This is a genomic window from Azospirillum thiophilum (assembly GCF_001305595.1).
Lineage (GTDB): Bacteria > Pseudomonadota > Alphaproteobacteria > Azospirillales > Azospirillaceae > Azospirillum > Azospirillum thiophilum.
Genome location: NZ_CP012403.1, coordinates 383,092 through 409,309, shown reverse-complemented (window position 1 = coordinate 409,309; position 26,218 = coordinate 383,092). Strand labels below are relative to the sequence as shown.

Here is a 26,218-nt window from a genome sequence, read left to right as displayed (position 1 = left end):
ATCCCGTTTACAATACCCCGGAACGCCGTTTACATCCATCCCATACCGTCGACCCCAAGTAAACCTTCGCCGGTTTTGTTTGTGGGAGAGCGGGTATGTCTGGGCGTATGGCACGATTTCGCGAGTGGCTGAAGAAGCCCGTCGGCATCGGCACGATGGCTGCCGTTGCCGTCCTTTCCGCGGGCGGTGCGCTGGCCGCCTGGGGAACCTTCTCCGTGGTGATCGAAAAGACGAATTCTCTGGAATTCTGCATCTCCTGCCATTCGATGCAGGCGACCGTCTTCCAGGAATACAAGAAATCGCCGCATTTCTCGAACGCTTCCGGTGTTCGCGCGATCTGTTCCGACTGCCATGTGCCCAAGGAGTTCGGGCCGAAGATGGTGGCCAAGGTCATGGCGGTCAAAGACCTCTGGCACACCGCGCTCGGCACCATCGACACGCCCGAGAAGTTCGAACAGAACCGGCTCCATCTGGCCAAGACGGTCTGGGCGAAGATGGAGGCGACCGACTCCCGTGAATGCCGCTCCTGTCACAAGCAGGACGCCATGGACATCCACAAGCAGACCCCGAAGGCCGCCACCGTGATGGCCAAGGGGCTGGAGCGCGGCGAGACCTGCATCTCCTGCCACAAGGGCATCGCCCATAAGCTCCCCGACATGTCGAGCGGCTACCGCACCCTGCTCACCGACATCAAGACGGCGGCCCCCTCGGCAAGCGGCAGTGCCAAGACCCTCTACGCCATCGAGACCACCCCCTTCCATGCCGAGCGCCCGTCGGGCGAGGCCGGCAAGGGTGACGGCAGCGTCTTCCCGCTGACCCACGTCAAGGTGCTGGAGCGCGACGGCGACCTGCTGAAGGTCGAGCTGTCCGGCTGGGTCCAGGAAGGGGTCAAGCGCCTGCTGGTCGCCGCCAAGGGCCGCCGCATCTTCGAGCTCAGCATGACGGAGAAGCTGGCCGGCACGGTGACGCTGGGCGAGGCGGAATCCGATCCGGACACCGGCCTGTCCTGGCAGACCGGCACGGTCGCCGGCTGGGTCAAGGCGTCCGCCTTCACCGCCGACGAGGCCGGCCTGTCGGCCTACGGGGCGGAGATGGCCAGCGCCGCCTGCGGCGCCTGCCACAGCCAGCCCCAGCCCGGCCATTACCCGGCCAACCAGTGGATGGGGATCATCAAGGACATGAAGGACGGCACCGCCCTGACCGCCGAGGATCTCCGCTTCCTCCAGTCCTACTACCAGCTCCGGGCCAAGGACATGGTGGCGCATGGCGGCTGATCCGCCCAACGCAGCCTCTCCCCGACACCCCATTCATTGCGAGCCGATCATGACCGTCACCCTCGCCCAGCCGCGGGGAGCCTCCCCGGCTCCGTCCCCGCTTCCGCCCAGCCCGGCCCGCCTGGCCGAGGCCGTCGCGACCGCCGCCGCCCTGTTCGGCGCACCGCTCGACGCCCGGGACATCGAGGCCCTGGACCGGCCGCTTCCGCAAGGCGCCCTCGCCCCCATCGCCGCGGCCGGCGGGCTGGAGGCCGAGACCGCGGCTGCCGTCGCCGCCCTTCGTGCCCTGGGCGATGCCGGGGCTGCGGTGCCCGCCCTGAACCGCGCCTTCTGCCTGCTCTTCCTCGGGGCGGGCGGCCCGAGATCGGCGGCACCCTACGAATCCGCCTATCGCGGCAACGGCCGGCTGTTCCAGGAGCCGGCGGCCGAGATGGCGGCGCTGCTCGACCGGCTGGGCCGCCGGCCGGCCCCGGACTTCCCCGAGGCGCCCGACCATCTGGTCATCGAGCTGGCGCTGCTGGAGGAGACCTTGCGCGGCGCCGCCGACGGGGATGCGCAGGCGGCGGCAACCGCCGGCGCGCTGCTGGTCCGGCTGCGGCGCTGGGTTCCCGCCTTCGTGGCGGCCTGCCGCGCCAACGATCCCACCGGCTTCTACGCCGCGGCTGCGGTCCTGCTCGACCGGCTGCTGCGCCCCGGCTTCGCCGTCGACCGCGCCCCGCTCCCGTCTCCGATCGCCTCGCCGATCGCCACCCACTGACCGTCCCTCCGCCAAGCCCGCAAGGGGTGGGGCGGATCGACCGGACTTCACCGAAGGAACACTCCCATGGATGCCTCCTACTCACTGTCGCGGCGGCGCTTCCTGACCGCCACCTCGTCCCTGTCGGTGCTGGCCGCGGCCGGCGCGGTCCTGCCCGGCGGCATCGGCCGCGCCCTGGCTGCCGACGGCACCAAGGAGATCCTGACCGGATCGCACTGGGGCGCCTTCTACGCCAAGGTCGAGAACGGACGCTTCGCCAGCCTGCGCCCGTGGGAGAAGGACTATCACCCGAACAAGGCGCTGGATGGCGTGCAGGACGTCGTCTACTCCTCCAGCCGCATCCGCTACCCGATGGTGCGCCGCGCCTATCTGGAGAAGGGGCCGGGGGCGGAGCGCGACAGCCGGGGCGGCGGCGACTTCGTGCGGGTCAGCTGGGACAAGGCGCTGGACCTCATCGCCGCCGAGCTGAAGCGCCTGCAGGAGCAGGAAGGCCCGTGGTCGGTCTATTCCGGCAGCTATGGCTGGCGCAGCTCCGGCGAGATCGGCAATCCGCAGATCATGCTGACCCGGCTGATGAACCTGAACGGCGGCGCGGTCTACAGCTCCAGCAACTATTCCAAGGCGGCGCTGGAAGGCATCATGCCCTATGTCGTCGGCTCGATCGACGCAGCCGGGCCGCAGACCACCTACCAGTCGGTGGTCGAGAACACCAAGCTGATCGTCTTCTGGGGCTCCGACCCGTTCAAGACCAACCAGATCGCCTTCGCCCTGCCGGACCACGAGGAATACAAGTGGTTCGAGGACATGAAGAAGGCCGGCATCAAGGCCATCTTCATCGACCCGATCAACCTCGAGGCCTGCAAATATCTCGGCGCGGAATGGCTGGCGGTGCGTCCGGGCTCCGACGTGGCGCTGGCGCTCGGCATCTGCCATGTCCTGCTGACCGAGAAGCTCTACGACGCCGAGTTCATCGAGAACTGCACCTACGGCTTCGACAAGTTCGCCGACTATCTGCTGGGCAAGGGCTGGGACAAGGTCGAGAAGACGCCGAAATGGGCGGCCGAGCTCAGCGAGATCCCGGCCGACATCATCCGCCGGCTCGCCCACCAGTTCGTCGAGAACCGCACCATGCTGGTCAGCGGCTGGAGCTGCCAGCGCCAGCACCATGGCGAGCAATGGCCGTGGGCCTTCGTCACGCTGGCCTCGATGGTCGGGCAGGTCGGGCTGCCGGGCGGCGGCTTCTGCCAGAACTACCATCTCTACAGCCAGGGCTCGCCGTCCTCGGCGGCGCCGGCGCTGGCGCCCGGCATGTCCGGCGGCACCCGCAAGGAGAAGAAGCCCTGGCCGGCCGAGAAGGGCGCCAAGGTCATCCCGGTCGCCCGCATCGTCGACATGCTGGAAGGCCCCGGCAAGCCCTATGAGCACAACGGCTCCAAGCATCTCTATCCCGACGTGAAGCTGACCTACTGGGTCGGCGGCAACCCCTTCCACCACCACCAGGACCGCAACCGCATGCGGGCGGCCTGGAAGAAGTTCGAGACGGTCATCGTCCAGGACTTCCAGTGGACGGCGTCGGCCCGCTTCGCCGACATCGTGCTGCCGGCGGCGACCACCGCCGAGCGCGACGACATCGAGATGATCGGCACCATCTCCAAGCGCGCCTATGTCGCGATGAAGAAGGTCATCGAGCCGGTGTTCGAGGCCAAGTCCGACTACGAGATCTTCAGCCTGCTCGCTGCAAGGCTCGGCGTCGCCCAGGAATTCACCGAGGGCAAGAGCGAGCTGGACATGGTCCGCGACGTCTACGCCACGGCGAAGAAGACCGCGGACGCCAAGAAGTCGGTCGCCCTGCCGAGCTTCGAGGAGTTCTGGGAGAAGGGCATCATCGAGTTCGAGATCCCCGAGAAGAACCGCCGCTGGGTCAAGTACGCGGATTTCCGCGAGGATCCGGTGATGAACATGCTGCCGACCGGCACCGGCAAGATCGAGATCTACTCCAAGCCGATCGAGAAGATGGGCTATGACGACTGCCCGCCGCACGCCTCCTGGCTGGAACCGGCGGAGTGGCTCGGCGGGAAGGACAAGGCGCATCCGCTCCATCTCAACTCCAACCACCCGACCCACCGCATGCATTCGCAGCTCAACGGCACCAAGGTGCGCGAGATCTACGAGGTGGCGGGCCGCGAGCCCTGCATGATCAACAGCAAGGACGCCGAGGCCCGCGGCATCAAGAGCGGCGACGTCGTCCGTGTGTTCAACGGCCGCGGCCAGTGCCTTGCCGGGGCGGTGGTCAGCGACGACATCCGGCCCGGCGTCGTCCAGCTCCAGGAAGGCGCCTGGTACGACCCCGCGGACATCACCGACGCCAACACCCTGTGCAAGCACGGCGACGCCAATGTCCTGACCCCTGACATCGGCACGTCCCGCCTTGCCCAGGCGACCTCGGCCCACACCTGCCTGGTCGAGGTCGAGAAATACACCGGGCCGCTGCCGGCGGTGACGGTGTTCGACACCCCGGCCAACGCCTGACCGGAGACGGCGCGGCGGGCCGTTCCCGCCGCGCCGCATTCCCCACCGCAAGGAGCATCGCCATGCTGCGCAAGTGTCTCGCGGCCCTTCTGTTCGGCTCTCTCCTGTTCGGAACCGTCCTCCCCGCCGCTGCGCAATCGCCCGCCACCCAGGCGGCGCCTGCCCAGTCCACTCCCGCCTTGCCGCTCTTCGATCCGGCGAACCCGCCCCGGATCGACGCCGGCCCGCTGGCACCGGGTGCCACGGCCTTCACCGAGGCGCAGGCGCGCCGCTGGCTGATGCGGGCCGGCATGTCCAACATCACCGACCTGATGCTGGGCGAGGACGGCATCTGGCGCGGCCAGGCCGAACGGCAGGGCAATCTCTTCCCGGTCTCCCTCGACCGCAACGGCGACATCGCCACCCACTGACCGTTCCCCGGCGGCCGAGGATCCTGTCATGCCCCGGATGGTCTTCCTCTGCGACACCGACCGCTGCATCGAGTGCAACGCCTGCACCGTCGCCTGCAAGGCCGAGCATGCGGTTCCCTGGGGCATCGCCCGCCGCCGCGTCGTCACGCTGAAGGACGGCAGGCCGGGCGAGCGTTCGATCTCGGTCGCCTGCATGCATTGCGACGACCCGCCCTGCCTGGACATCTGTCCGGCCGGCAGCATCTACCGGACCGCCGACGGTCTCGTCCTGCACGACAAGGAGCGCTGCATCGGCTGCGGCTATTGCTTCCAGGCCTGCCCCTTCGGCGCCCCGCGCTTCGGGCAGGCCGGCGCCTTCGGCGTGCGCGGCAAGATGGACAAATGCACCTTCTGCGCCGGCGGCCCGGAGACCGGCGATGCCGAGGCGGACCGCCGCGCTTACGGCCGCAACCGGCTGGCCGCGGGCAAGCTGCCGCTCTGCGCCGAATTCTGCGCCACCAAGGCGCTGCTGGCCGGCGAGGCCGCCGAGGTCGCCGCCATCTACCGCGACCGGGTGGCGGTCCGCGGCTATGGGGCCGGGGCCTGGGGCTGGACCAAAGCCTACCGGGAGCGGTCGGGCTGACCGTACCGGGATCCTGCCGAGCTGATAGTTTAATTTATGGCTTCTGAAAGGAAACGTCGTTTGCCCGCGCAACGCCGGGTTTCTATCGTCCGGCCATCGCAACGACGAAGACGGAGGTCGGGATGATCGGAAGACGGGGTTTCCTGGTGGCGACGGGCGGGGTCCTGCTGCTTTCGGCAACCGGAGCAAAAGCCGCAGGAAGCAAGGATTCGGACGGCGGCGCCTTCGCCGGCCGCATGGCCGCGCTGGAAAAGCGCGGCGGCGGGCGGCTCGGCGTGGCGGTGCTCGACACCGGGACCGGGCGCCGTCTGGCATGGCGCGGGGACGAACGGTTCCCGATGTGCAGCACCTTCAAATTTCTTTTGGCTGCGGCGGTGCTGAGGACGGTCGACCGCGGCACGGAGCGGTTGGACCGCCGCATCCCGGTGACCAAGGCCGATCTGGTGCCCTACGCGCCCTTCGCCGAGACCCGGCTCGACGGCACGCCGCCGACGGTGGCCGAGCTGTGCGAGGCGGCGCTGACGCTGAGCGACAATGTCGCGGCGAACCTGCTGCTGCCCGGGGTCGGCAACCCGGCCGGCCTCACCGCCTTCCTGCGCGATCTCGGCGACCGGAAGACCCGCCTCGACCGCAACGAGCCGTCGCTGAACACCGCCATTCCCGGCGACCCGCGCGACACCACCACCCCCGTCGCGATGACGCACAGCATGGAACGCCTCCTGGTCGGTGACGCCCTGCGGCCGGACACGCGCCGGCAGCTGACCGATTGGATGATCGCCAACAAGACCGGCGACAAGCGCATCCGCGCCGGGCTGCCGGCCGGCTGGCGTGTCGGCGACAAGACCGGCACCGGCCGGAACGGCACCGCGAACGACATCGCGATCCTCTGGCCAGGCAACCGGCCGCCGGTGCTGGTCGCCAGCTACCTGACCGGGACCGCGGAGGGCTTCAAGCAACACGACGCCATCCATGCCGACGTGGCGCGGGCGGTCGTCGACAGCCTCGGCTGACGGAACCGGCAGGGATCAGGAGGGGGGGCCGGCTGGTCCGTCCGGAACCGGCCGCGGCGGCTGCGACCATCGCACGATGGCCCGCACGGCGTTCAGGGCGTTCGCATTGTCCTGAATTGGGAAATGCCGTCGCAGTTCCGCGACCGCCGCCCATTCGCCGCTTTCGTGAAACGCCTTCTGAATGGCGGCGGCTTCATCCTGGCTGACGCTGAACATTTCGACCTCGTGGCCGACCTCGCGGTCCTTCGGCCGATGATGCCTGTTCGGCGGGGTCAAAGGCAAGGCCGTCGCGGCCGGTCATCCGGCCTTGGGGTCGAAGCGATAGCGGAAGTCGCAATGGCTGGCGCCCTGCATGATCGTCTGGGTGCGCTCCATGGTGATGCGCGGGTCATAGCCGGTGCAGAAGACGGCGTCGCGGTTGCAGGACAGCAGGTGGCCGATATGGCTCAGTCCCATCTCGCGGTACATCTCGGCGTAGCGGCAGCGGGTGACGTCATAGTCGAAGCCGGTCTCGTCCTGCCGCTTCACCTCCAGCCGCAGGGCGTCGTCCTTGGTCCACAGCGGCTGAAGGTCGGCGAAGCTCCGCAGGCTGGTGCCGTTGGGCTCGCTGCCGGCGAAGGCCGCCGCCGCCGCGGTCGCCGCCTTGACGATGGCGGCCCCCAGGATCTCCTGCGCCATGGCGTCTCCCAGGCGTGCCGCCATCTCCTCGTAGACCGGCTTCAGGATCTCCGCCTCGATCCGGCGGCGCTCCAGGATGCCCATGCCCTGTTGGTCCATTCCAGATTGATTGATGGGCTGGCTCATCTCGCGTTCCTTCCAAACCCGTCGCAGGGAAACGGTCAGGCGCCTTCCGGTTCGGCGCCCGGCTCGAAGCCGCCCGACTCGTCGAAATAGTCGCCGGCGACGTCCGGCCCCCATTCCTGGACCAGGGCGACCTTCTTCTGCTTCAGCACGTCGACCCGCTTCTCGGCGCGGGTCACCTCCATGCCGGCGACCAGCGGCGGGATGCCGTAATAAAGGCCCCAGCCGACCGCGGCGGCGCTGTACATCACCATCCAGGCCAGCGGGTCGGCGAAGATCTTCGCGGCGGCGCCGATGGTGTGCTGGTGCTTCCACAGATCGATGGCGAAGGGCATGCAGCCGCAGAAATTCAGGCCGCCGACGGTGATCGGCGCCGATTTGTCGGGGTCGCGGTCGACGACGTAGGCGACGATGGTCGGGATCATCCCCACGCCGAACAGGATGCTGGTCGGCAGCACGATCAGCGCCGCCGGGATGATCAGCAGGATCAGGGTGAGGGCGCCGCCCTTCTTCTTGCGTTTGCGCGCCATGGCGATCCCCCGTTGTCCGGTCAGAAGGCGAAGAACAGGATGATGCCGGCGACCAGCACGGTCGACAGCAGGCTGGAGACGATGGCGGCGACCTGCCGGCCGGAGGTCTCGATGATGGTGTTGCGGTCGGCGATGGTGTGGCGGATCTTGTCCATCTCCGCATCGGCCTCGCGGTAGGCGATCTGGGCGGCCTCGAACTCCAGCCGGTCGCGGCGCAGCGCCTCGGGGTCGTCGACCACCTTCAGCAGCTCGGTCAGCCGGCCGTTGTGCGCGGCGCCGTCCGCCATCTTGCGCACCTCCTGCTGCTGCGGCCGGTTGTGGAAGCGGCGGAAGGCGGGGTCGAGCATCGCCACCACCCAGGAGGCGAGATGGGTCAGCCCGTCCACCCCGGTGCGGGCCTGGATGTCGGACAGGATGGTCAGCATGGCGATGATGCGCCGCATCGGCTCCACCCCGCTGCCGAGCTGGGTGAACAGCAGTTCGTCGCTGCGCTTGTGGCGGGCGGCCAGGAAGGAGGCGATGTGCCGGTCGATCGGATCCTTGTGCCGCTCGCCCCCGGCGCCGAGCCAGTCGAGCGCGCGCAGCAGCTCCGCCGGGTTGGTCGGCAGCTGCTTGACCACCAGGCTGCTCATGCAGGGCATGGTGGGGTTCATCTCGTACAGCACGCGCTCCACCCCCAGGCCGTGGCTGGCTCGGTCGAGGAAGCCGCGCAGCTGATCGAAGCTCTGCACCAGCGGCACGAATTCCGGCTTGAAGTCGGTCTGGACACTGACCCAGAACATCGGCAGCTGGTTGGCGATCACCTCCGCCACCGGCTGGGGCGATTCGTTGCGCATGAAGGCGTCGGCCAGCATGGTGGCAATGCCGTCGGGCATCATCGCCCGGCCGCGGTAGCGGATCGGCGCGTTGGGGTCGAGCGCGATGCAGACGCGGGCGACCAGCCGGTCGCCCTGGCTGCCGCCCTTGCCGCTGGACGCGGTCTGGATGGCGCTGCCCACCGCTTCCGCCCGGACATCGTCGCCCATCGAGCGGCGCAGCCACTTGTCCAGCTCGCCGCTCTCGATGACGGAGGCGGCGGCGGGGGCATGTCGGGTGAAGGCGCGGGCCAGCGTGCGGCAATGCCAGTATTCGGAACCCTGGAATTCCAGCGGCCGGGCGGCGCGGCGGGAGATCTGCGGCTGCTTGGGGCTGAGCCGGCGTCCGGCCACCCACAGGTCGAGGTCGTTCAGGGTCCAGCGCTGCTTCGGGTCGTCGACCAGCAGGCCGCGCACCATCTCGTTGATCGCCAGCGGCAGCCGGTGCTGCTGCACCAGGGCGGGGTAGGAGCCGCGCTCGATCTTGGCCTGCAGCACCGCCTCGTCGTCGAGCCCGGCCACCGGGTTGCGGCCAAGGGCCAGGACCAGCAGGGTGACGCCCAGCGAATAGAGGTCGTCGGCGGCCGTGCCGGTGCCGCGGCCTGCCGGGCTGGCCATGCCGCGCTCGATCGTCTCCAGCAGCACCGGCTGGGCATAGCCGGGCTGGGCCGACACGCATTCGCCCAGCATCAGCCCGCCCGAGGCGAGGTCGCGGTAGAACAGGTTGGTCGGGCGGATGGCGCCATGGACCACGCCGCGGGTCGACAGCTCCTTCAGCGCCGACACCAGCGGATGGATGATCTGCCGGGTCAGCTGGTCTTCCGGCATCGGGTCCAGCGTGTCGGTCAGCGAGCCCATCAGCCGCTTGCCGCCCGGCTTCTCGAACACCAGGCAATAGCGCCGGCCGCGGTCCTGCGGCCAGTCCACCAGCCCCCAGTCCAGCAGCCGCATGTGCGCGGCATTGTCGAGGCTGCCGACGGTCGCGCAGATGTCGATGCGCGGCAGCACCGCGGAATGGGCGATGATCGCGAAGGGCTCGATCCGCTTCTCGCGCAGGGCCTTGGCGGTGAAGGCATTGCCTCCGACGGCGTTCAGCGGCGGGATCGGCGCGGCTGGGTGGATCTCGTAGCGTTCGGCGAGCTTGACCGGTTCGGCGTTCGCCATCGGTGCCGTGGCTGCCCTCATCGAAGAAGTTTGGGCGTCGGATGGCATGGACGGCGGATCCCCGGGACGTGCGAATGTGCGCGTGCCTTAGGTGGCGTCAAAAGGGCAAACAAATCCTTAAAGCGCGCGTACGTAACACTATCGGATTGGACCGGAAAGGAAAACCCCCGGCGGCGGCCGGGCCCGGTCGCGTCGGGCCGGGGGACAAGCCGGAGGTGGATGGAACGTTTGAAACCGGGTGAAACAGGATCCCGGTGCCGTTCCACTGTTCCATCGCGGCTGTCCGCTGGTGGCGGCGGTCCGCCGAGCCTCCCGGCCCCCCTCCCCGTCGGGGAGAGGGAACCGGCGGCGGCAGCGGCGGACCGCAGGCCGGATCAGGCGTTCTTGACCTTGACGTAGGAACCCGGCGCGTCCTCCAGGGCGGGCAGGGCTCCGTCGCCGGGCTGGCGGGCGGGAACCTTGCCGTTGGCGTACTGACCGATCCACTTGTTCCATTCCGGCCACCAGGAGCCGGGCGACTGGGTCGCCTTCTCCAGCCACTCGTCGGAGGTCTTGGCCAGCTTGTCGCTTGTCCAGTAGCAGTATTTGTTGGCCGCCGGCGGGTTGACGACGCCGGCGATGTGGCCCGACGCGCCCAGCACGAACTTGACCGGGCCGCTGAACAGCTGGGCGCCGGAATAGGTGCTTTTCCACGGGGCGATGTGGTCCTCGCGCGCCGACAGGAACAGCGTCGGCACCTTGACCTTGCCCAGGTCGATCGGCACGCCCTTCAGCGTCACCGCCCCCGGCTGCGCCAGCATGTTCTTCTGGTACATGTTGCGCAGGTAGAAGCTGTGCATCGCCGCCGGCATGCGGGTGCTGTCGCCGTTCCAGTACAGCAGGTCGAAGGGGAAGGGATCCTTGCCCAGCAGGTAGTTGTTGACCACGAACGACCAGATCAGGTCGTTGGCGCGCAGCATGTTGAAGGTGGTCGCCATCTTGGAGCCGTCGAGGAAGCCCTGTTCGGCCATCTGCCCTTCGATGAAGGTCAGCTGCTCCTCGTCGATGAAGACGGACAGCTCGCCGGCTTCGGTGAAGTCCAGCATGGTGGTGAAGAAGGTCGCCGACTTGATGCGGTCGTCCTTCTTGGCCGCCATGTAGGCCAGCGTCGAGGCCAGCAGCGTGCCGCCCAGGCAATAGCCGATGGCGTTGACGTCCTTCTCCCCGGTGGCCTTCTCGATGGCGTCGAGCGCCGCCAGCGGGCCTTCGACCATGTAGTCCTCGAAGCCCTTGGCCGCCAGCGTCTCGTCCGGGTTGACCCAGGACAGGATGAAGACGGTGTGGCCCTGGTCGACCGCCCACTTGATGAAGCTGTTCTTCTCGCGCAGGTCGAGGATGTAGAACTTGTTGATCCAGGGCGGCACGATCATCAGCGGACGCTTGTTCACGTCCGGCGTGGTCGGCGTGTACTGGATCAGCTGCATCAGGCTGGTCTGGAACACAACCTTGCCCGGCGTGACCGCGATGTTCTTGCCGAGCTGGAAGGCGTCGTAGTCGGTCATGGAGATGCGCAGCTCGCCCTTGCCGCGCTCCAGATCCTTCAGCAGATGCTCCAGCCCCTTGACCAGATTCTCGCCGCCGCTCTCGATGGTCGCGCGCAGCACCTCCGGGTTCGTCATGACGAAGTTGGAGGGCGCCATCGCGTCGACGAACTGGCGGGTGTAGAAATCGACCTTCTTGGCCGTGTGGTCGTCCAGCCCGTCGACCTGGTTGACCGTCGACTGCATCCACCGCGCGCTCAGCAGGTAGGACTGCTTGATGAAGTCGAACAGCGTGTTCTCGTCCCACGCCGAATCCTTGAAGCGGCGGTCGTCCTTGGCCGGGGCGATCACCGGCTGGGTGTCCTGCCCGAAGAAGCGCTGCGTGGTGCGCTGCCACAGGGTCAGGTAATCCTGCCACAGCGACATCTGCGCCTGCATCAGCTTGGCCGGGTCGGCCATCATGCGGGTGGTCATCTCCAGGAAGGCATGGCCGACGCCCATCGGATCCGGGCTCTTCGGCCCGGCACCGTCCGCCGCCTGACGCGAGAGGAACTCGGAGACCAGACGCTGGCTCTGCTCGGCGATGCGGGTCATCGCACGCGACATCTCCACCGGGTCGGGCAGCTTGACGTCAGGAACCTGGGGGGAAGCCGGGGTGGAAGCCTGGGGGGGGGCCTTGGTCTCGGCCATGAGCACGGTCCTTCTTCTTTGGGCGGGTGTCGCGTCTTCGGTCGCCGCCATCGCCGCCTCCGCCTCCGGCCGGATCGGGCTTCGGGCCAGATTGGGCTTTGGGCGGTGCGGACGGGCGGCTATACAGGCTTGCGGTCGGTGGTCTCGCGGGCGTTCTTGGAGGCGGTCTCGGGGGCGCTCTGCACCATGTCGCTGTGGGTGGCGTGTGGCGGTTCGGCGTTCTGGTGCGGTGCAGTAGAAATCCGGGTTCTCTCATACACCGCAGGTGTGAACATTTCATTTCATGGATCGTCGCACAAGTGCGGCGTGGCGGCCAGAGACGGGGAAGGATGATGGCGACGGACGGTCAGGGCATCGCGGCGGGCAAGCGGGCGTTCATTGCCGCAATCGTCGCTGTACCAATGGTTTTCGGCCTGTCGGCCTGCAGCGAACGGATGCTGGATACCGGCCTGTTCGGGGCGGTCACCGGTGCGGACCAGCCGGTCAGCGACAATAAGTCGCCCATCAGGAACATGACCGGGGAGCGTACCGGCTACCCCAATCTGGGTACGGTCCCGCCGCGTCCGACCGACCTGACGACCGAGGCGCAGCGCCGGCAGGCGATGGACGGGCTGGTCCAGGACCGTGCGGCATCGCGCCGCACCAAGGAGCAGACCGAGGCGATCCCGATGCCGGAACCGCTGCCGACGCCGATGGCGGTCCCGCCCAGGCCCAACCTGCAGCCGGGGCGGAGCTGAGTCCGGTCTAGCGGAAGCGGACATGAGAAAAGCCCCCGGCCGCCATGGCCGGGGGCTTTCTTCCTCATGGAAGCCGGACGGGCGCGGCGAGCCCGCCCCGCCGTCCGCCGGGGTCACTCCTGGATGAAGGCCTTGACGTAGGACTGGCTCAGCGGCTGGATCAGATAGTCCAGCGGGGTGCGGGCGGACAGCACGATGCGGGCCTCCACCGGCATGCCGGCCTTGATCTTCATGTGGCGGACCTCGTGGCTATCGGCGTCCTTCAGCCGGATGCGGGCCAGATAATAGTCCTGGCGGGTGGCGTTGTCGGTCAGGCGGTCGGCCGAGACGTAGGACACGGTGCCGTCGATGGTGCCGACGACGCGGCTGTCATAGGCGGTCAGCTGTACCTTCACCGGCAGGTCGACGGCCATCGACTTGATGTCCTTGGGCTGGATGCGGACCTCGGCCAGCAGGGCCTTGTCGTCGGGCACGATGTCCAGCACCGGCTCGTTGGCGGTGATGGTGCCGCCGACGGCCGGATGGCCGTAGATCACGACGTTGCCGGCGTCGGGCGCCTTGATGGTGCGGTTGTCCAGGCGGTTCTTCGCGTCGCGGATCTGCTCGGCCAGCTTCTGGGCGTCGCCGCGCGCCTTCTCAAGATCCACCAGCACCTTTTCGCGGAAGTCGCTGCGGCGGCGGACGAGGTCGCCCTGGGCGTCGACCGCCTGCTGGCGCGACTGCGACATGCGGGCTTCCAGCTCGTGATCCTGGGCGTGGAGCTGGGCGTTCTCCTTTTGCGCCGCGACCAGCTTGGTGCGGGTGGAGTTGCCGCGGTCCAGCAGGCCCTGGGTGATCTGGATGTCCTCGTCCGACAGCTTGATCTCGCGGTTCAGGAAGGAGCGCTGCTGTTCCAGGCTCCTCACCTCGTCGCCCAGCGTGGCGATGCGGTCCTGGGTCAGCTTGGCCTCGGTTTCCTGCTGGGTGCGGCGCACCAGGAACAGCTTCTCCTGGTTCAGCATGGCGTTGTCGACCGCCGGTTCCTTGGCACGCCGGGCGACGAGCTCGGCCGGCCATTCGATCGCCGGCTTCTCGAACAGCTCGGCCGACAGGCGGGCCTCGGTCGCCAGCGTGTCGAACAGGGCCGCGTTCAGCATCTCCAGCCGGGTCTGCGCCTCGGTGCTGTCCAGCCGCATCAGAACCTGCCCGGCCGCGACCCGGTCGCCCTCATTGACCAGGATGGCGCTGATGACGCCGCCCTCGGTGTTCTTCACCACCTTGCGGCCGGTCTCCGGCGCCAGGAAGCCCACAGCGCTGATCGCGCTGTGCAGGGGGGCCACCGCCGCCCAGCCGGTCATGCCGCCGAAGCCGACCGCCAGGACCAGGAAGCCGCCCAGCAGCAGGCCGCGCACGCCGGTATCCGGCATCGCCGCCCGCAGCGCATGGATCGAGGTGATGGTCGACTCCTTGCGCGACGGCTTGCCGGAGGAGGATTTGCCGCCGGGGAACTTGTCGGCGGGGGGCTCGCTGTCGGCGCCGGGCAGCAGCGGCGAGGGGAGGGCGGTGGTCATGCTGGTCATGGGAGTTCCTTAGCTCTGTCGGGTCTGGCGTCGCGGGCCGGAGGGAAGCGGACTTAGGCTGGGGTGGTGCCGGCGGTCAGCCGGCGGCCCCCGCCGTCGCGGCGCCCATCGGTCCGGTGGCGGAATGACCCTGAGGGCCGAGATTGCGCAGGCGGGCGAGGTTGACGGCGCCCGGCTGCTGCTGCTGGTCCGGACGCGGCAGCTCCATGGCCATGCCGTTCTTCAGCACATAGGTGTGGTCGGCCATGTCGACGAAGACCGGGGCGTGGGTCATGACGATGGTGGTCGCCCCGCGTTCCTTGGTCGCCGCGACGAAGGCGCGGACGGCCTTGATGCCCATCTCGTCCAGGTTGGCGGTCGGCTCGTCCAGGACCAGCAGCGGCGGCTGGCCGAAGGCGGCGCGGGCGAGGCCGATCTGGCGGGCGCTGGCGCCGGTGATCGGGCACAGCGGGTCGTTGACGTCGGTCTCGTAGCCGGCCGGCAGGCTTTCGATCCACTCATGGATGCCGGCGGCCTTGGCGGCGGCCTCGACCTCTTCGCGGGTGGCGGTGGTGAAGCGGGCGATGTTGTCGGCGATGCTGCCCGGCAGCAGGTCGACCTGCTGCGGCAGATAGCCGATGCCCTGTTCGGCGCTGTCGGGCGTCAGGGTGGCGACGGACAGGCCGCCCAGCCGCACGGTTCCGGCCGACGGGATGGCGACGCCGGCCAGCAGGCGGGCCAGCACCGACTTGCCCGAGCGGTTGGGGCCGGCGACGCAGACCGTCTCGCCCGGCTCGACGGTGAAGGTGACGCTGCGCAGGATCGGCTTCTGGTCGCGGGGCGAGACGAACAGCAGGTTCTCGACGGCCAGCCGCTCGCTCTCCACCGGCACGGAGGGACGCTCCGGCTCGCGCGACAGGCGCTTCAGCAGCGGCAGCAGGCGGCGGACGGCCTGGGCGGAGCGGACCAGCCCGCCCCAGGCGCCGGCGGTCTGCTCGATCGGGGCGAGGCCGCGGCCGACCAGCATCGAGGTGGCGATCATGCCGCCGAAGGACAGGTGCTGCTCGATCACCAGCCAGGCGCCGACCGCCGTGACCGCGATCTGCAGGACCATGCGGACCCACTTGGTGGCGGCGCCGATGGCGGCGCTGCGCTCGAAACCCTGGCCCTGCAGGGCGCTGGCGGTCAGGAAGTCGCGGTTGACGCTGTCCAGCGCGGTGCCGCCCATGCGCAGGCCGCGCACGGTGTCGGAGCGGGCGGCCAGCGCCTCGAACAGCTTCTGGGCGCGTCCGGCGGGCAGCTTGCTCTCGTCGTTGACGTCGCGGACCGCGACATGGCCGATCCAGCCCATCACCGCCATGATCGCCATCGACACCACCAGCACCAGCGCCAGCACCGGATGGATCACATAGATGCCGATGACATAGAGCGGAGCCCAGGGCAGGTCCATCAGCGCCGGCAGCGAGGGGCGGGCAAAGGCGGCCTTCAGCTCCATCAGGTCTGCGAGCGGGCCGTTGTCCGGCCGGCCGCGGCCGGCGGCGTCGAGCGCGTCGGCGGTCAGCCGGCGGCGCCACCGCACCTCCAGCGCGTTGCCGGCACGGGCCAGCAGGCGGGAGCGCACCATCTCCAGCACCGCGCTCAGCGTCAGCGCCATCACCACGATGACGGTCAGCATGACCAGGGTGTCGTAATTGCCGGACGGAATCGCGCGGCTGAACACCTGAAGGGAATAAAGCGGCATCGCCAGCATCAGCGCGTTGATGGTGGCGCTGAAAACAAATGTACTAACAAGTATTCTGGAAAAATAACCGCGATTGAAAGAGGTTTCCGGCTTATGGCCGTCGGCCTTCATAAAGTTTGACTTGGTAGAAGCAGGCATAAGGAGCCCTCCAATTGTCACCGGTCGGCACAGTGCCCACTGGATGCAGGCCGGCTCAGGGAACGCCATCTTGGTAAATGGGACCTTAACATTCGCAGGCGTCACAGGAATGCCACGGGATGCCACCACTTTTGCGCAGCTTGGATCCTGTCTTCCCGGCATTGCGGCGGCTCTTCGCGGCGTTTTGCGACATTTGCCGCCGACATGCGCATGACCTATGGTCTGTTGGAGGGCACGGCCCGAACCGCTATCGTGCCCGGCAGCGGACCCGCCGGTTCCGATGCGGAGCCAAATTCGCTTCAATCCCAAATTCGCTTCACTCAACGACAGCCGGAGATGATGATGGAAGGGCGCAAGGTCCCCTCGGTGGTGTTCAAGACCCGCGTGCGCGATGAAAGTGTCGGCGGACCCAACCCGTTCCGCTGGCAGGATGTGCGGAGCGACGAGCTGTTCGCGGGCAAGCGGGTCGTGGTTTTCTCGCTGCCCGGCGCCTTCACGCCGACCTGCTCCAACGAGCAGTGCCCGGCGTTCGAGCGTCTTCATGACGACTTCAAGGAATTGGGCATCGACGAGGTCTATTGCCTCAGCGTCAACGATGCCTTCGTCATGTACCAGTGGGGCAAGAGCCTGAACCTGAACAAGGTCAAGCTGATCCCCGACGGGTCGGGCCATTTCACCCGCCGGATGGGCATGCTGGTCGACAAGGACAGCCTGGGCTTCGGCTTCCGGTCCTGGCGTTATGCCATGGTGGTGAAGGACGGCGTGGTCGAGAAGCTCTTCGAGGAGCCGGGCATCAACGACGCGGGCGAGAACGGCGACCCGTACGGCGAATCCTCGCCGGAGACCGTGCTGGCCTATCTGCGGAGCTGAGGCTTCCGATTCGGCCTTGAGCGGGCATTGAACGGACGCTGCGGCGATGAAGGGCCGGCGGGGCGGGGGCTCCGCCGGCGCTTCCCGCTGCCTTCGCCCTCGCCCTTGCCGACCGCATGACGGTTGCCGCCCAAGCGGTTGTGGGCGCCTGAAGGTGGGAGTGTACCGGTTGGGAAATTGCACTTTCCGGTAGATTCGTCTCCGCGATACCCATATCTTTCGTGGGGAATCGTGAACCGGATGCTGGACATGGCGATGATTCAAGGGATGCCTCGGAAGACTCGGTCCTTTCCGTTCTTGTCTCTTGCGGCGGCCGGGTTGGCGCTGCTGGCGATCCCTGCCGCCGCGGCCGAACTGGCGTTGTCCGGGCTGAGGCTGAAGATCGATCCGGCACAGACCACGGTGTCCGGCATCTCGTCCGGCGCCTATATGGCCGGGCAGTTCCAGGTCGCCTATTCCGGCCTCGTCACGGCTGCCGGCCTCGTCGCCGGCGGCCCCTACGACTGTGCGGAGGTGTCGCCGGGCGGCATCGCCCCGGTGGTGGTGGCGCTGAAGCGCTGCATGGACGTCGCCATGGGGCCGCCCGACGTCGGTGCCCTGGTCGCCAATGCCAGGGCGCGCGAGAGGGCGAGGGAGATCGACCCGCTGTCCAACATGGCGCGGTCGAAGATCTACCTGTTCAACGGCGACAACGACGTGACGGTGAAGCGCCCGGTTGCCGACGCCACCGAGCAGTTCTACAAGGCGCTGGGCGTGGCGGAGGCCAACTTCACCTATGTGAAGCTGCCGAAGGCGGCGCATGCCTACATCACCGACGGCTATGGCGCTGCCTGCGACTTCATCCCGAAAGAGGATGAAAAGAGCGAATACATCAACAACTGCCAGTACGATCAGGCCGGTGCCATCGTCCGCTTCTTCTACGCCGACGCCAGGATCCCGAACGCCCCAGCCGCAGCCCGCCAGCCGCAGCTGTTCAACCAGTCGCCCTTCGTCGGCGACACCAGCCGCAGCGGCATGGCCAAGACCGGCTACATCTATGTTCCGGAAGCCTGCGAGGGCGGCAAGCAGACCTGCCGCATCCATGTCGCCTTCCATGGCTGCAAGATGGCGTCGAACCTGATCGGCGACCATTTCGCCGTGCATGCCGGCTACAACCGCTGGGCCGACGTCAACAACATCGTCGTGCTGTACCCGCAGATCGACGGTGCCGCCAAGCCGTCCTCCAACCCCAAGGCCTGCTGGGACTGGTTCGGCTACACCGGCTACGACTTCGCCCGCAAGGGCGGCTTCCAGATGATCGCCGTCCGCAAGATGATCGGGGCGCTGGCCGGGGAGTGATGCCGGCGAGCGGAAGTCCCGACCGACGCTCGACCGTAAGGGCCGCGACTGCGGCCCCGCAGGCCCATGCCTCTCGAAGGCAAGTCTCCCCGAGATGCCGCGATCAGACCGCCGCGGTCCCAGGAATCGTCATGAAATCCGGTTCGGCCGCGCCGATAGCGGCTTCGGTCATGCGACGATTCCTGCAAACGCTGCGTCCAGGGTAGCTGAAGCGAAAGCTGGCCTCATTCCAATCCGTGGGCCAATTCGCTTCTGAGGGTCTCGAGATCAATCAGGGCTTTTCCGTCGACCGCCGTTCCCAATCCCAGCGTCCGTCCGAGCAGATCCGCATGTTTCAGGCGGTATTCCCGGACCAGGGCAGCGGCGCGTTTGAATTCATAGGCAGCCAGTGCCGCCTCGAACGGTGTCAGCGCCGAGCTGAGGAGACGGGGGAAGGCCTCGAGAAACAGAGCCTTATCGGTATGGGCGAAATAGCGCTGACGGGTTTCGGCGGGGTCGGTATCCCACATGCCGTTAATCGGCGTTGTGGGGGTGAACCGGGCGAAGGAACGTTGTTCGGAGTAGATATCGGCAAAACTGGGCACGAAGAGGTGGCGGTCTTTTTTGTAGAGCGCCGCGATGTCATGGGCGAGCATCCGGTATCTGGGCCCCAACCGTTCCGGCATCGCGGCATCGTCGGGCATCAGTGCCAAGCATTCGGCAACATAACCGATCTGCCCCAGAACGAGACCGATGAACACCGCTTTCGCCAGTGACGCGACAGGGTCGTGATGATCGGCGACGATGCGGGCCGGCGTTTTGAGGAACAGGGCATCTCCGAAAAGCAATTCCCCCTTGCCGCACCAGCCGACAGGCAAGCGAACCGGCGACCAATCGACCGGCGCCATATTCAGATTGATCAGCCGGAAACCTTGCGCGCGCGCCCAGGCGTGAATGTCGCCGAACAGCGGTTGATTCCGATAGATCGGTTCGAATTCCACTTCACTGATAAAACCGATCAGCTGCCGCTTTGTGACATCGACACCTCCCATCAGGATATCGAGTTCACTGCCCTGGGTATCCATTGTCAGAAAATCGATCGGATTGCCGGTTTCCGAGGCCACCTGATCCAGGGTCTGGCCAAGCCCTTCCACCCGGCGAACCGTCCGGCAAGCTTCACCCATGACATAGTCGCCGTCCGGCAAAATAGAGGAACCGCCCGCCATCTCTTCGTTCAATTCGAGACAGGAACTCGTAAAGGGGTCGTAATTGATATTGATCGCAACCGGCCCGTTGGTTCGGGCGAAGATGACCGGTTTCACATTGAAATCGAACGGACGGAGGGCCGGATCGGACGCGATCTGGTCGAGACAGTCGGGGTCACCGTCATAGATGTGAAACACCATTTCATCGGCATAGCTTTTGAGGAAAAAGGGGCCATATGCCCCGGCTCTCCCACCGATATAATGAAAATTTATTTTTCCTGTCCTGTCGATATCGGTCATCTCTTTCTCCATTTTCAAGCATCGGGTGGCCGAAGCCGATAATCGCCTGCTGTGGTTTATCGGTAGCACTCATCGATACGGTGGGTGAAAGGTATGGTTTAATCCGGGTGATGGCGATTTTTTTGGGGGCAGCGTATCCAGGCTGGCGGCGAGCCGGCCACAGCCTCCCATCCGGAATGATACGTCATGAGCGACCCATGTCCTATACCACGCTCAGGGGCATGATCGCGCTACAGTTATTCGAGACGTTCAAATGGGCTTTTGTTTGCCGCCTATGGCATCAGGGACCGAACGCCTTGCGAGGCAGGAAACGGATGGCGGGGCATTCTTCTCTGTTATAATTTGCAGTAAGCATGACAAATCATGGCAGGACAAATAAATGAACCCAAAGTCAGCCATATTTTCCTATTATAAAATAGAAAATGTTCGCGAATAAGAGAATTATGAAAATAATATTAGGGAGTGGTGCCAAATAATCGCAATCACTGAGATTGCGGTATTTGCTTGCGGGATATTTATTTTCTCGAGCTATGGACTTGCCGATCCAGATTTTTCTTGAGAACCCCATGCCAATTCTGTTGTCGGTTGCTGTCTCTCTCCAGCATCCGATACCGGCTTTCCCTCAACGATACGCTTCATTGCAATTCATTGTAGGGTGAATTTTATCGCGAACAAGAAGCCGCCCCGAACGCAGGAAAGCCTCTCTCCGGTCAATGTGAGAGAGGCTTTCCTGTTGTTCAGGCGATCAGGCCTTGAGGATGCCGCGACCGGCGAAACGGGCCGCGACGCCGAGCTGCTCCTCGATGCGGATCAGCTGGTTGTACTTGGCGAGGCGGTCGGAACGGCTGAGCGAGCCGGTCTTGATCTGGCCGCAGTTGGTGGCGACGGCGAGGTCGGCGATGGTGCTGTCCTCGGTCTCGCCCGAGCGGTGCGACAGCACGGCGGTGTAGCCGGCCTTGTGCGCCATGTCGACCGCTTCCAGCGTCTCCGACAGGGTGCCGATCTGGTTGACCTTGACCAGGATCGAGTTGGCGACGCCGCGCTTGATGCCGTCGGCCAGGCGCTTGGGGTTGGTGACGAACAGGTCGTCGCCGACCAGCTGCACCTTGGACCCGATGGCGTCGGTCAGCGCCTTCCAGCCCTCCCAGTCGTCCTCGGCCATGCCGTCCTCGACCGAGATGATCGGATAGCGGCCGACCAGATCGGCCCAGTAGGCGACCATCTGCTCGGGCGACAGCGACTTGCCCTCGCCGGCCAGCTCATACTTGCCGTTCTTGAAGAACTCGGTCGAGGCGGCGTCGATGGCGAGCATGACGTCGTCGCCCGGCCGGTAGCCGGCGGCCTCGATCGCCTTCATGACGAAGCCGAGCGCATCCTCGGTCGAGGCGAGGTTGGGGGCGAAGCCGCCCTCGTCGCCGACATTGGTGTTGTGGCCGGCGTCCTTCAGCTTCTTCTTCAGCGACTGGAAGATCTCGGAGCCCATGCGGATGGCGTCGGCGCCGGTCTCGGCGCCCACCGGCATGATCATGAATTCCTGGATGTCGATCGGGTTGTCGGCATGGGCGCCGCCGTTGATGATGTTCATCATCGGCACCGGCAGCAGCGACGAGAAGGCGCCGCCGACATAGCGGTAGAGCGGCAGGCCGGCATCCTCGGCGGCGGCGCGCGCCACCGCCAGCGACACGCCCAGGATGGCGTTGGCGCCCAGGCGGCTCTTGTTCTCGGTGCCGTCCAGATCGATCATGGCGAGGTCGATGGCGCGCTGGTCGGCGGCCTCCAGGCCGGCGAGCGCGTCGTAGATCTCACCGTTGACGGCCTCGACCGCCTTCAGCACGCCCTTGCCGCCGAAGCGGCTCTTGTCGCCGTCGCGCAGCTCGACCGCCTCATGGGCGCCGGTGGAGGCGCCCGACGGCACCGCGGCGCGGCCGAAGGCGCCGCTGTCCAGGGCGACGTCGACTTCCACGGTCGGGTTGCCGCGGCTGTCGAGGATTTCGCGGGCGTGAATCTCGGTGATGACGCTCATGATCGGTCGATCCTTCGAGGAAAGGCAGCCGCGTTGTGGTCGCAGGCTGAGTTTTGGGTCGGGCCGCGTTTTGGCGCGCGCAGGCTTGATAGCCCCGGCGTTCGGGCGATGCAATATCTGCTTCGGCTTACAACCGCTTGCAGGGACCGCCGCCGCCGTTTCCGCCGCGTCCGCCGGTTAGAGGAAGCCTTCCACCAGCCCGGCGAAGTCCGCGGGCCGCTCGGCGTGCAGCCAGTGGCCGGCGCCCTCGATCATGTGGATCATGGCCTTGGGGAAGCGGCGGCGGATGGTGTCGTGGGATTCCGGCCGGATATAATCCGACGCGCTGCCGCCGATGAACAGGGTCGGCCCGTCATAACGGGCGTCGCCGAAATCGGGGAAGCCGATCAGCCCCGCCATGTTGGCGGCGATGGAGTCCAGGTTGATCCGCCAGGAGAAGACGCCATTCTCCAGCACCAGATTCTGCATCAGGAAGGAGCGCAGCGGCGCCTCGGGCACCGCGTCGGCCAGCTGGGCCTCGACCTCCGGCCGGCGGGTGACGCCGTCGAGCTTCGCGGCCTTCATCGCGGCGACGAAGGGGGCATGGGTGTGGGTGTAGGCGACCGGCGCGATGTCGGCCACCACCAGCCGCTCCACCCGGTCGGGATGGGCCAGCGCCAGCGCCATGGCGGCCTTGCCGCCCATCGAATGGCCGATCACGGCGGCGCGGGCGAAGCCGCGGTCGTCGAGGAAGCGCAGCACGTCGGCAGCCATCTCCGGATAGCTCATGCCCTCGGCCCAGGGGGCGCCGCCATGGTTGCGTAGGTCGAGCGCATAGACGCGGCGCGTCTCGCCGAACCGGCGGGCCAGCGTCTGCCAGTTGCGGGCCGATCCGAACAGGCCGTGCAGCACCAGCAGCGGCGTCCCGCCATTGGCTTCGCCGGCTTCCAGATATGTCAGGGGGAGGGCTTGCTGCGGCATCGCTGGGGGCCTTTGTCCGGTGAGGTCGGAGATGCGTTCTGGACGAATGCGGGCCGCGATCCTATGACGAACGCGGTCGCATCGCCAGAGTGCGATCGTTTCGGACGGAATCGTCCGAAGCGTGAATCGCACGAAGAATCAAATGGCTGGAGTCCATTGGATGCTTCAATAAGCATCCAATGGACTCTAGGATGCCGCCGGGCATCATCCGCATCACAGAAGCGACCCTGCCATCGTGTTCCGTCATATCCTGTCCGTCGGCGGCCTGACGCTGGCCAGCCGGGTGCTCGGCTTCCTGCGCGACGTGCTGACCGCGGCGCTGCTCGGCGCCGGACCGGTGGCCGACGCCTTCTTCGTCGCCTTCCGCCTGCCCAACCATTTCCGCGCCCTGTTCGCGGAAGGCGCCTTCAACTCCGCCTTCGTGCCGCTGTTCTCGGGCAAGCTGGTGCAGGACGGCAGCGCCGCCGCCCGCCGCTTCGCCGACGAGGTGATGACGCTGCTGGTGATCGTGCAGTTGCTGCTGCTGCTGGCGGTGCTGGCCTTCATGCCTCAATTCATGACCGTCTTCGCCCCCGGTTTCGCCGACGAGCCGGAGAAGTTCCGGCTGGCGGTGCTGTTCACCAGCATCACCTTCCCGTACCTGCTGCTGATCTCGCTGGTGTCGCTCTATGGCGGGGTGCTGAACAGCATGGGCCGTTTCGGCGCGGCGGCGGCGGCGCCGATCCTGATGAACATCTGCCTGATCGCGGCGCTGGTGGTCGGCACGCCGCTGATGCCGACGGCCGGCCATGCGCTGTCCTGGGGCGTGCTGGCGTCGGGCGTGGCGCAGTATCTCTATCTTGCCTGGGACGCGCGGCGGGCGGGGATGACCCTGCGGCCGGTGGTGCCGCGGCTGTCGGCCGACGTGAAGCGCTTCCTGACGGTGCTGGGGCCGGCGGCGCTGGGGTCGGGGCTGACCCAGATCAGCCTGTTCGCCGACACGCTGATCGCGTCGGCCCTGCCGACCGGTGCGGTGTCCTACCTCTATTACGCCGACCGGCTGAACCAGCTGCCGCTGGGGGTGATCGGCATCGCCGTCGGGACCGTTCTGCTTCCGGAAATGACCAAGCGGATCAAGGGCGGTGACGAGGCCGGGGCGGTCGACAGCCAGAACCGCGCCGTCGAATTCTCGCTGCTGCTGACCCTGCCGGCGGCGGTCGCCTTCCTGGTGGCGGGCACGCCGATCCTGTCGGTTCTGTTCCAGCGCGGCGCCTTCGGCCCGGCGGACGCCGCGGCGTCGGCCCTCACCCTCCAGGCCTATGCGTTGGGACTGCCGGCCTTCGTGGTGATCCGCTCCCTGGTCAACGGCTTCTACGCCCGCCACGACACCGCGACGCCGGTGCGGGTGGCGCTGGCCGCGGTCGGCATCAATGTGGCGTTGAAGCTGGTGCTGATGGGGCCGCTGGCCCAGGTCGGGCTGGCGGTCGCCACCTCGGTCGGGGCCTGGGTGAATGCCGGGCTGCTGGCGTGGCTGCTGTACCGGCGCGGCCTGTTCCGGGCCGATGTCCGGCTGATCCGCAACCTGCCGCGCATGGCACTGGCCGCCGCGGCGATGGCGGGTGCGCTATGGCTGGCCGCCGCCCGGCTGGCGCCCTGGCTGGACTCCCTCCATGCGGTCGAGCGGCTGGGCGGCCTGTCGCTGCTGGCCCTGGCCGGGCTGGCGGTCTATGGCGTCGCTGCGCTGGTGCTGGGGCTGGTGCGGCGCAGCGACCTCGGCCGTCTGCGCCGCCGCCGGGCGAAGGCGTGAGGTGTTCGGCGGACGCTATTCGGCGGATTGCAACGGCCGGGCCGGATCGGCGCTCCATTCCGACATCGACCCGTCATAGAGCCGCACCCCCGGCACCCCGGCGACCTCGCTCAGGGCGAACCACGACACCGAGGCCAGATGGCCGGTGTTGCAGAAGGTGATGGGCTGGTCCGCCAGCGGCAGGCCGGCCTGCGCCGCCAGCGCCTTGACCGTGTCGGCCGGGGCGAAGCGGTGCTCGTCCGCCGAGAACAGCGCGGCGATGTCGAGGTTGACCGCGCCCGGGATGGTGCCGGCGGCACGCGCCTGCGGGCTCTTGGCCTTGCCGGCGAACTGTTCGGCCGAGCGGGCGTCGTGCAGCGGGGTGGTGCCGGCCGCCACCGCCGCCCCGACCTCCTCCAGCGTGGCGCGCAGGCCGGGACGCGGATGGGCGGTGTAGGCCACCGGCTTGCGGTCCGCCGGCAGCGGCTTCACCGGGCCGCCCGCCGCGATCCAGCCGGCGAAGCCGCCGTCCAGCACCGACACCGCGTCGTGGCCGAGCGTCTTGAAGGTCCAATAGACCCGGGTGGCGTTGCCCATGTCCGACGCATTGGCGCCGGCCGCGACCAGCACGACATGGTCGCCGTTGCGGATGCCGAGCCCGCCGATCAGCCCCTCCAGCACCGCCGGTTCCGGCAGCATCCCGGCCCCGCCACCGACCGTCGTCCGCCAGCCGGCCGTTGCATAGTCGGAATGAACCGATCCCGGAACAAAGCCGCCGGTTGGCGGGGTTCGCACATCCAGGACGACGATTGCGGAGTTGCCCAGGCGGTTCTTCAGCCAGGCGGCATCGACAAGCGGGGGAAGGCTGGTGTCGGTCATCTGCGTAAACCCGGTTCCGGTTGATCGGTGCCGTTGCCGGACAGCGGTCATTGCGATGTCGCAACGAATGGGAGGCCGGTCGGCGGGAGCCCGCGGCGGCGGGCGGACGGACAGTGTGGGCGAAGCGCCGGTGGGGGAAAAGCCCAATCTTGTCGCAAACGGCGGGCTGCGGTGCCGTTGCCTGCCCGCCCGGAAGGGGTGTAGGATCGCCCGTTCGTGCAAATCGCGCCCTCCCGGGCGCCGATACGGGCGCGAACCCGGCGCGGGAGCTTCGACATCATGGCCAACATCGACGACCTGCTCGGCGCGGCCGATCCCCACGACGGCGACGCCTCGTCCTTCGCCATCGGCGATGCGCCGGTGGAGATCAAGGTGGTCATCGGCACCGCGATGCTCCGCGTCCGCGACCTGCTGAAGCTGGGCCGCGGCGCCGTGGTTGAACTCGACCGCCATCTGAAGGATCCGACCGACGTCTATGTCGAAGGCGTGCTGGTCGCCCGCGGCGAGGTGGCGATCATCGATGACAAGATCGGCGTCACGCTGACCGACTTCATCAAGTCCAGCCGCGAGTGGAAGCGCTGAGA

The 26,218-nt window shown here is 67.3% G+C and carries 22 protein-coding genes; 11 read left to right on the top strand and 11 right to left on the bottom strand.

Features of this window, described 5'->3' with window-relative positions:
• The first annotated feature begins 107 nt into the window (after positions 1 to 107).
• The 6 genes from AL072_RS21055 to bla all read left to right on the top strand — a co-directional run bounded on the left by AL072_RS21055 (position 108) and on the right by bla (position 6,602).
• Entirely contained in the window at positions 108 to 1,274 is a 1,167-nt protein-coding gene (locus AL072_RS21055; protein ID WP_200909901.1) for a NapC/NirT family cytochrome c, read from the top strand.
• Positions 1,275 to 1,323: 49 nt separating this feature from the next.
• Entirely contained in the window at positions 1,324 to 2,031 is a 708-nt protein-coding gene (locus AL072_RS21050) for a TorD/DmsD family molecular chaperone (protein WP_052710232.1), read from the top strand.
• A gap of 66 nt (positions 2,032 to 2,097) precedes the next feature.
• On the top strand, positions 2,098 to 4,560 hold the full coding sequence (gene torA, locus AL072_RS21045) for a trimethylamine-N-oxide reductase TorA (RefSeq protein ID WP_045584175.1): 2,463 nt from the start codon (positions 2,098 to 2,100) through the stop codon (positions 4,558 to 4,560).
• A gap of 62 nt (positions 4,561 to 4,622) precedes the next feature.
• Positions 4,623 to 4,970 carry a hypothetical protein gene (locus AL072_RS21040; protein WP_052710231.1) on the top strand — a complete coding sequence of 116 codons (348 nt, stop codon included), beginning with the start codon at positions 4,623 to 4,625 and terminating at the stop codon, positions 4,968 to 4,970.
• 28 nt (positions 4,971 to 4,998) lie between these two features.
• Complete coding sequence (gene fdh3B, locus AL072_RS21035) at positions 4,999 to 5,592, top strand: formate dehydrogenase FDH3 subunit beta (RefSeq protein ID WP_045584174.1); 594 nt, start codon at positions 4,999 to 5,001, stop codon at positions 5,590 to 5,592.
• Between the two features lie 122 nt (positions 5,593 to 5,714).
• Positions 5,715 to 6,602, top strand: a complete 888-nt coding sequence (gene bla, locus AL072_RS21030) for a class A beta-lactamase (RefSeq protein WP_052710230.1) — start codon at positions 5,715 to 5,717, stop codon at positions 6,600 to 6,602.
• Positions 6,603 to 6,617: 15 nt separating this feature from the next.
• On the opposite strand, the gene AL072_RS21025 is transcribed toward bla, so the two are convergent.
• The 5 genes from AL072_RS21025 to AL072_RS21005 all read right to left on the bottom strand — a co-directional run bounded on the left by AL072_RS21025 (position 6,618) and on the right by AL072_RS21005 (position 12,161).
• Positions 6,618 to 6,818: a hypothetical protein gene (locus AL072_RS21025; RefSeq protein ID WP_045584618.1), complete on the bottom strand. Its 201-nt coding sequence runs from the start codon at positions 6,816 to 6,818 to the stop codon at positions 6,618 to 6,620.
• An 81-nt stretch (positions 6,819 to 6,899) separates the two neighbouring features.
• Positions 6,900 to 7,406 (bottom strand): L-2-amino-thiazoline-4-carboxylic acid hydrolase, encoded by a 507-nt coding sequence (locus tag AL072_RS21020; protein ID WP_045584173.1) that lies wholly within the window; start codon positions 7,404 to 7,406, stop codon positions 6,900 to 6,902.
• A 35-nt stretch (positions 7,407 to 7,441) separates the two neighbouring features.
• Positions 7,442 to 7,933 carry a hypothetical protein gene (locus tag AL072_RS21015; protein ID WP_045584172.1) on the bottom strand — a complete coding sequence of 164 codons (492 nt, stop codon included), beginning with the start codon at positions 7,931 to 7,933 and terminating at the stop codon, positions 7,442 to 7,444.
• A gap of 20 nt (positions 7,934 to 7,953) precedes the next feature.
• Positions 7,954 to 9,951: a protein kinase family protein gene (locus AL072_RS21010; RefSeq protein ID WP_245636961.1), complete on the bottom strand. Its 1,998-nt coding sequence runs from the start codon at positions 9,949 to 9,951 to the stop codon at positions 7,954 to 7,956.
• 374 nt (positions 9,952 to 10,325) lie between these two features.
• Complete coding sequence (locus AL072_RS21005; protein ID WP_144428323.1) at positions 10,326 to 12,161, bottom strand: PHA/PHB synthase family protein; 1,836 nt, start codon at positions 12,159 to 12,161, stop codon at positions 10,326 to 10,328.
• Between the two features lie 329 nt (positions 12,162 to 12,490).
• Between AL072_RS21005 and AL072_RS21000 the strand changes: the two genes are divergently transcribed.
• The gene (locus AL072_RS21000; RefSeq protein WP_245636960.1) at positions 12,491 to 12,898 is read left to right on the top strand and encodes a hypothetical protein; all 408 of its coding nucleotides are present in this window, start codon (positions 12,491 to 12,493) and stop codon (positions 12,896 to 12,898) included.
• 113 nt (positions 12,899 to 13,011) lie between these two features.
• Here the strand turns inward: AL072_RS21000 and AL072_RS20995 are convergent, their stop codons facing one another.
• Together AL072_RS20995 and AL072_RS20990 are read right to left on the bottom strand one after the other, a co-directional pair.
• Positions 13,012 to 14,457, bottom strand: a complete 1,446-nt coding sequence (locus AL072_RS20995) for an HlyD family type I secretion periplasmic adaptor subunit (protein WP_045584169.1) — start codon at positions 14,455 to 14,457, stop codon at positions 13,012 to 13,014.
• A 76-nt stretch (positions 14,458 to 14,533) separates the two neighbouring features.
• Positions 14,534 to 16,177 carry a type I secretion system permease/ATPase gene (locus AL072_RS20990; protein ID WP_245636959.1) on the bottom strand — a complete coding sequence of 548 codons (1,644 nt, stop codon included), beginning with the start codon at positions 16,175 to 16,177 and terminating at the stop codon, positions 14,534 to 14,536.
• 474 nt (positions 16,178 to 16,651) lie between these two features.
• On the opposite strand from AL072_RS20990, the gene AL072_RS20985 reads away from it, so the two are divergent.
• Both AL072_RS20985 and AL072_RS20980 read left to right on the top strand, forming a co-directional pair.
• Positions 16,652 to 17,185 (top strand): peroxiredoxin, encoded by a 534-nt coding sequence (locus AL072_RS20985; protein WP_245636958.1) that lies wholly within the window; start codon positions 16,652 to 16,654, stop codon positions 17,183 to 17,185.
• Positions 17,186 to 17,482: 297 nt separating this feature from the next.
• A complete protein-coding gene (locus AL072_RS20980; RefSeq protein WP_245636957.1) occupies positions 17,483 to 18,523 on the top strand; it encodes an extracellular catalytic domain type 2 short-chain-length polyhydroxyalkanoate depolymerase in 1,041 nt (346 codons plus the stop codon).
• Positions 18,524 to 18,747: 224 nt separating this feature from the next.
• Here the strand turns inward: AL072_RS20980 and AL072_RS20975 are convergent, their stop codons facing one another.
• The 3 genes from AL072_RS20975 to AL072_RS20965 all read right to left on the bottom strand — a co-directional run bounded on the left by AL072_RS20975 (position 18,748) and on the right by AL072_RS20965 (position 22,990).
• A complete protein-coding gene (locus AL072_RS20975) occupies positions 18,748 to 20,007 on the bottom strand; it encodes an FkbM family methyltransferase (protein ID WP_158511087.1) in 1,260 nt (419 codons plus the stop codon).
• Positions 20,008 to 20,752: 745 nt separating this feature from the next.
• Positions 20,753 to 22,030 (bottom strand): phosphopyruvate hydratase, encoded by a 1,278-nt coding sequence (gene eno, locus AL072_RS20970; protein ID WP_045584166.1) that lies wholly within the window; start codon positions 22,028 to 22,030, stop codon positions 20,753 to 20,755.
• A 177-nt stretch (positions 22,031 to 22,207) separates the two neighbouring features.
• Positions 22,208 to 22,990 (bottom strand): alpha/beta fold hydrolase, encoded by a 783-nt coding sequence (locus tag AL072_RS20965; RefSeq protein ID WP_045584165.1) that lies wholly within the window; start codon positions 22,988 to 22,990, stop codon positions 22,208 to 22,210.
• Positions 22,991 to 23,225: 235 nt separating this feature from the next.
• Between AL072_RS20965 and murJ the strand changes: the two genes are divergently transcribed.
• Positions 23,226 to 24,776, top strand: a complete 1,551-nt coding sequence (murJ, locus tag AL072_RS20960) for a murein biosynthesis integral membrane protein MurJ (RefSeq protein ID WP_045584164.1) — start codon at positions 23,226 to 23,228, stop codon at positions 24,774 to 24,776.
• A gap of 15 nt (positions 24,777 to 24,791) precedes the next feature.
• Here murJ and AL072_RS20955 read toward each other — a convergent pair whose 3' ends face one another.
• Entirely contained in the window at positions 24,792 to 25,634 is an 843-nt protein-coding gene (locus AL072_RS20955; protein WP_045584163.1) for a sulfurtransferase, read from the bottom strand.
• 279 nt (positions 25,635 to 25,913) lie between these two features.
• Between AL072_RS20955 and fliN the strand changes: the two genes are divergently transcribed.
• On the top strand, positions 25,914 to 26,216 hold the full coding sequence (gene fliN, locus AL072_RS20950) for a flagellar motor switch protein FliN (RefSeq protein WP_045584162.1): 303 nt from the start codon (positions 25,914 to 25,916) through the stop codon (positions 26,214 to 26,216).
• The last annotated feature ends 2 nt before the right edge of the window (positions 26,217 to 26,218 follow it).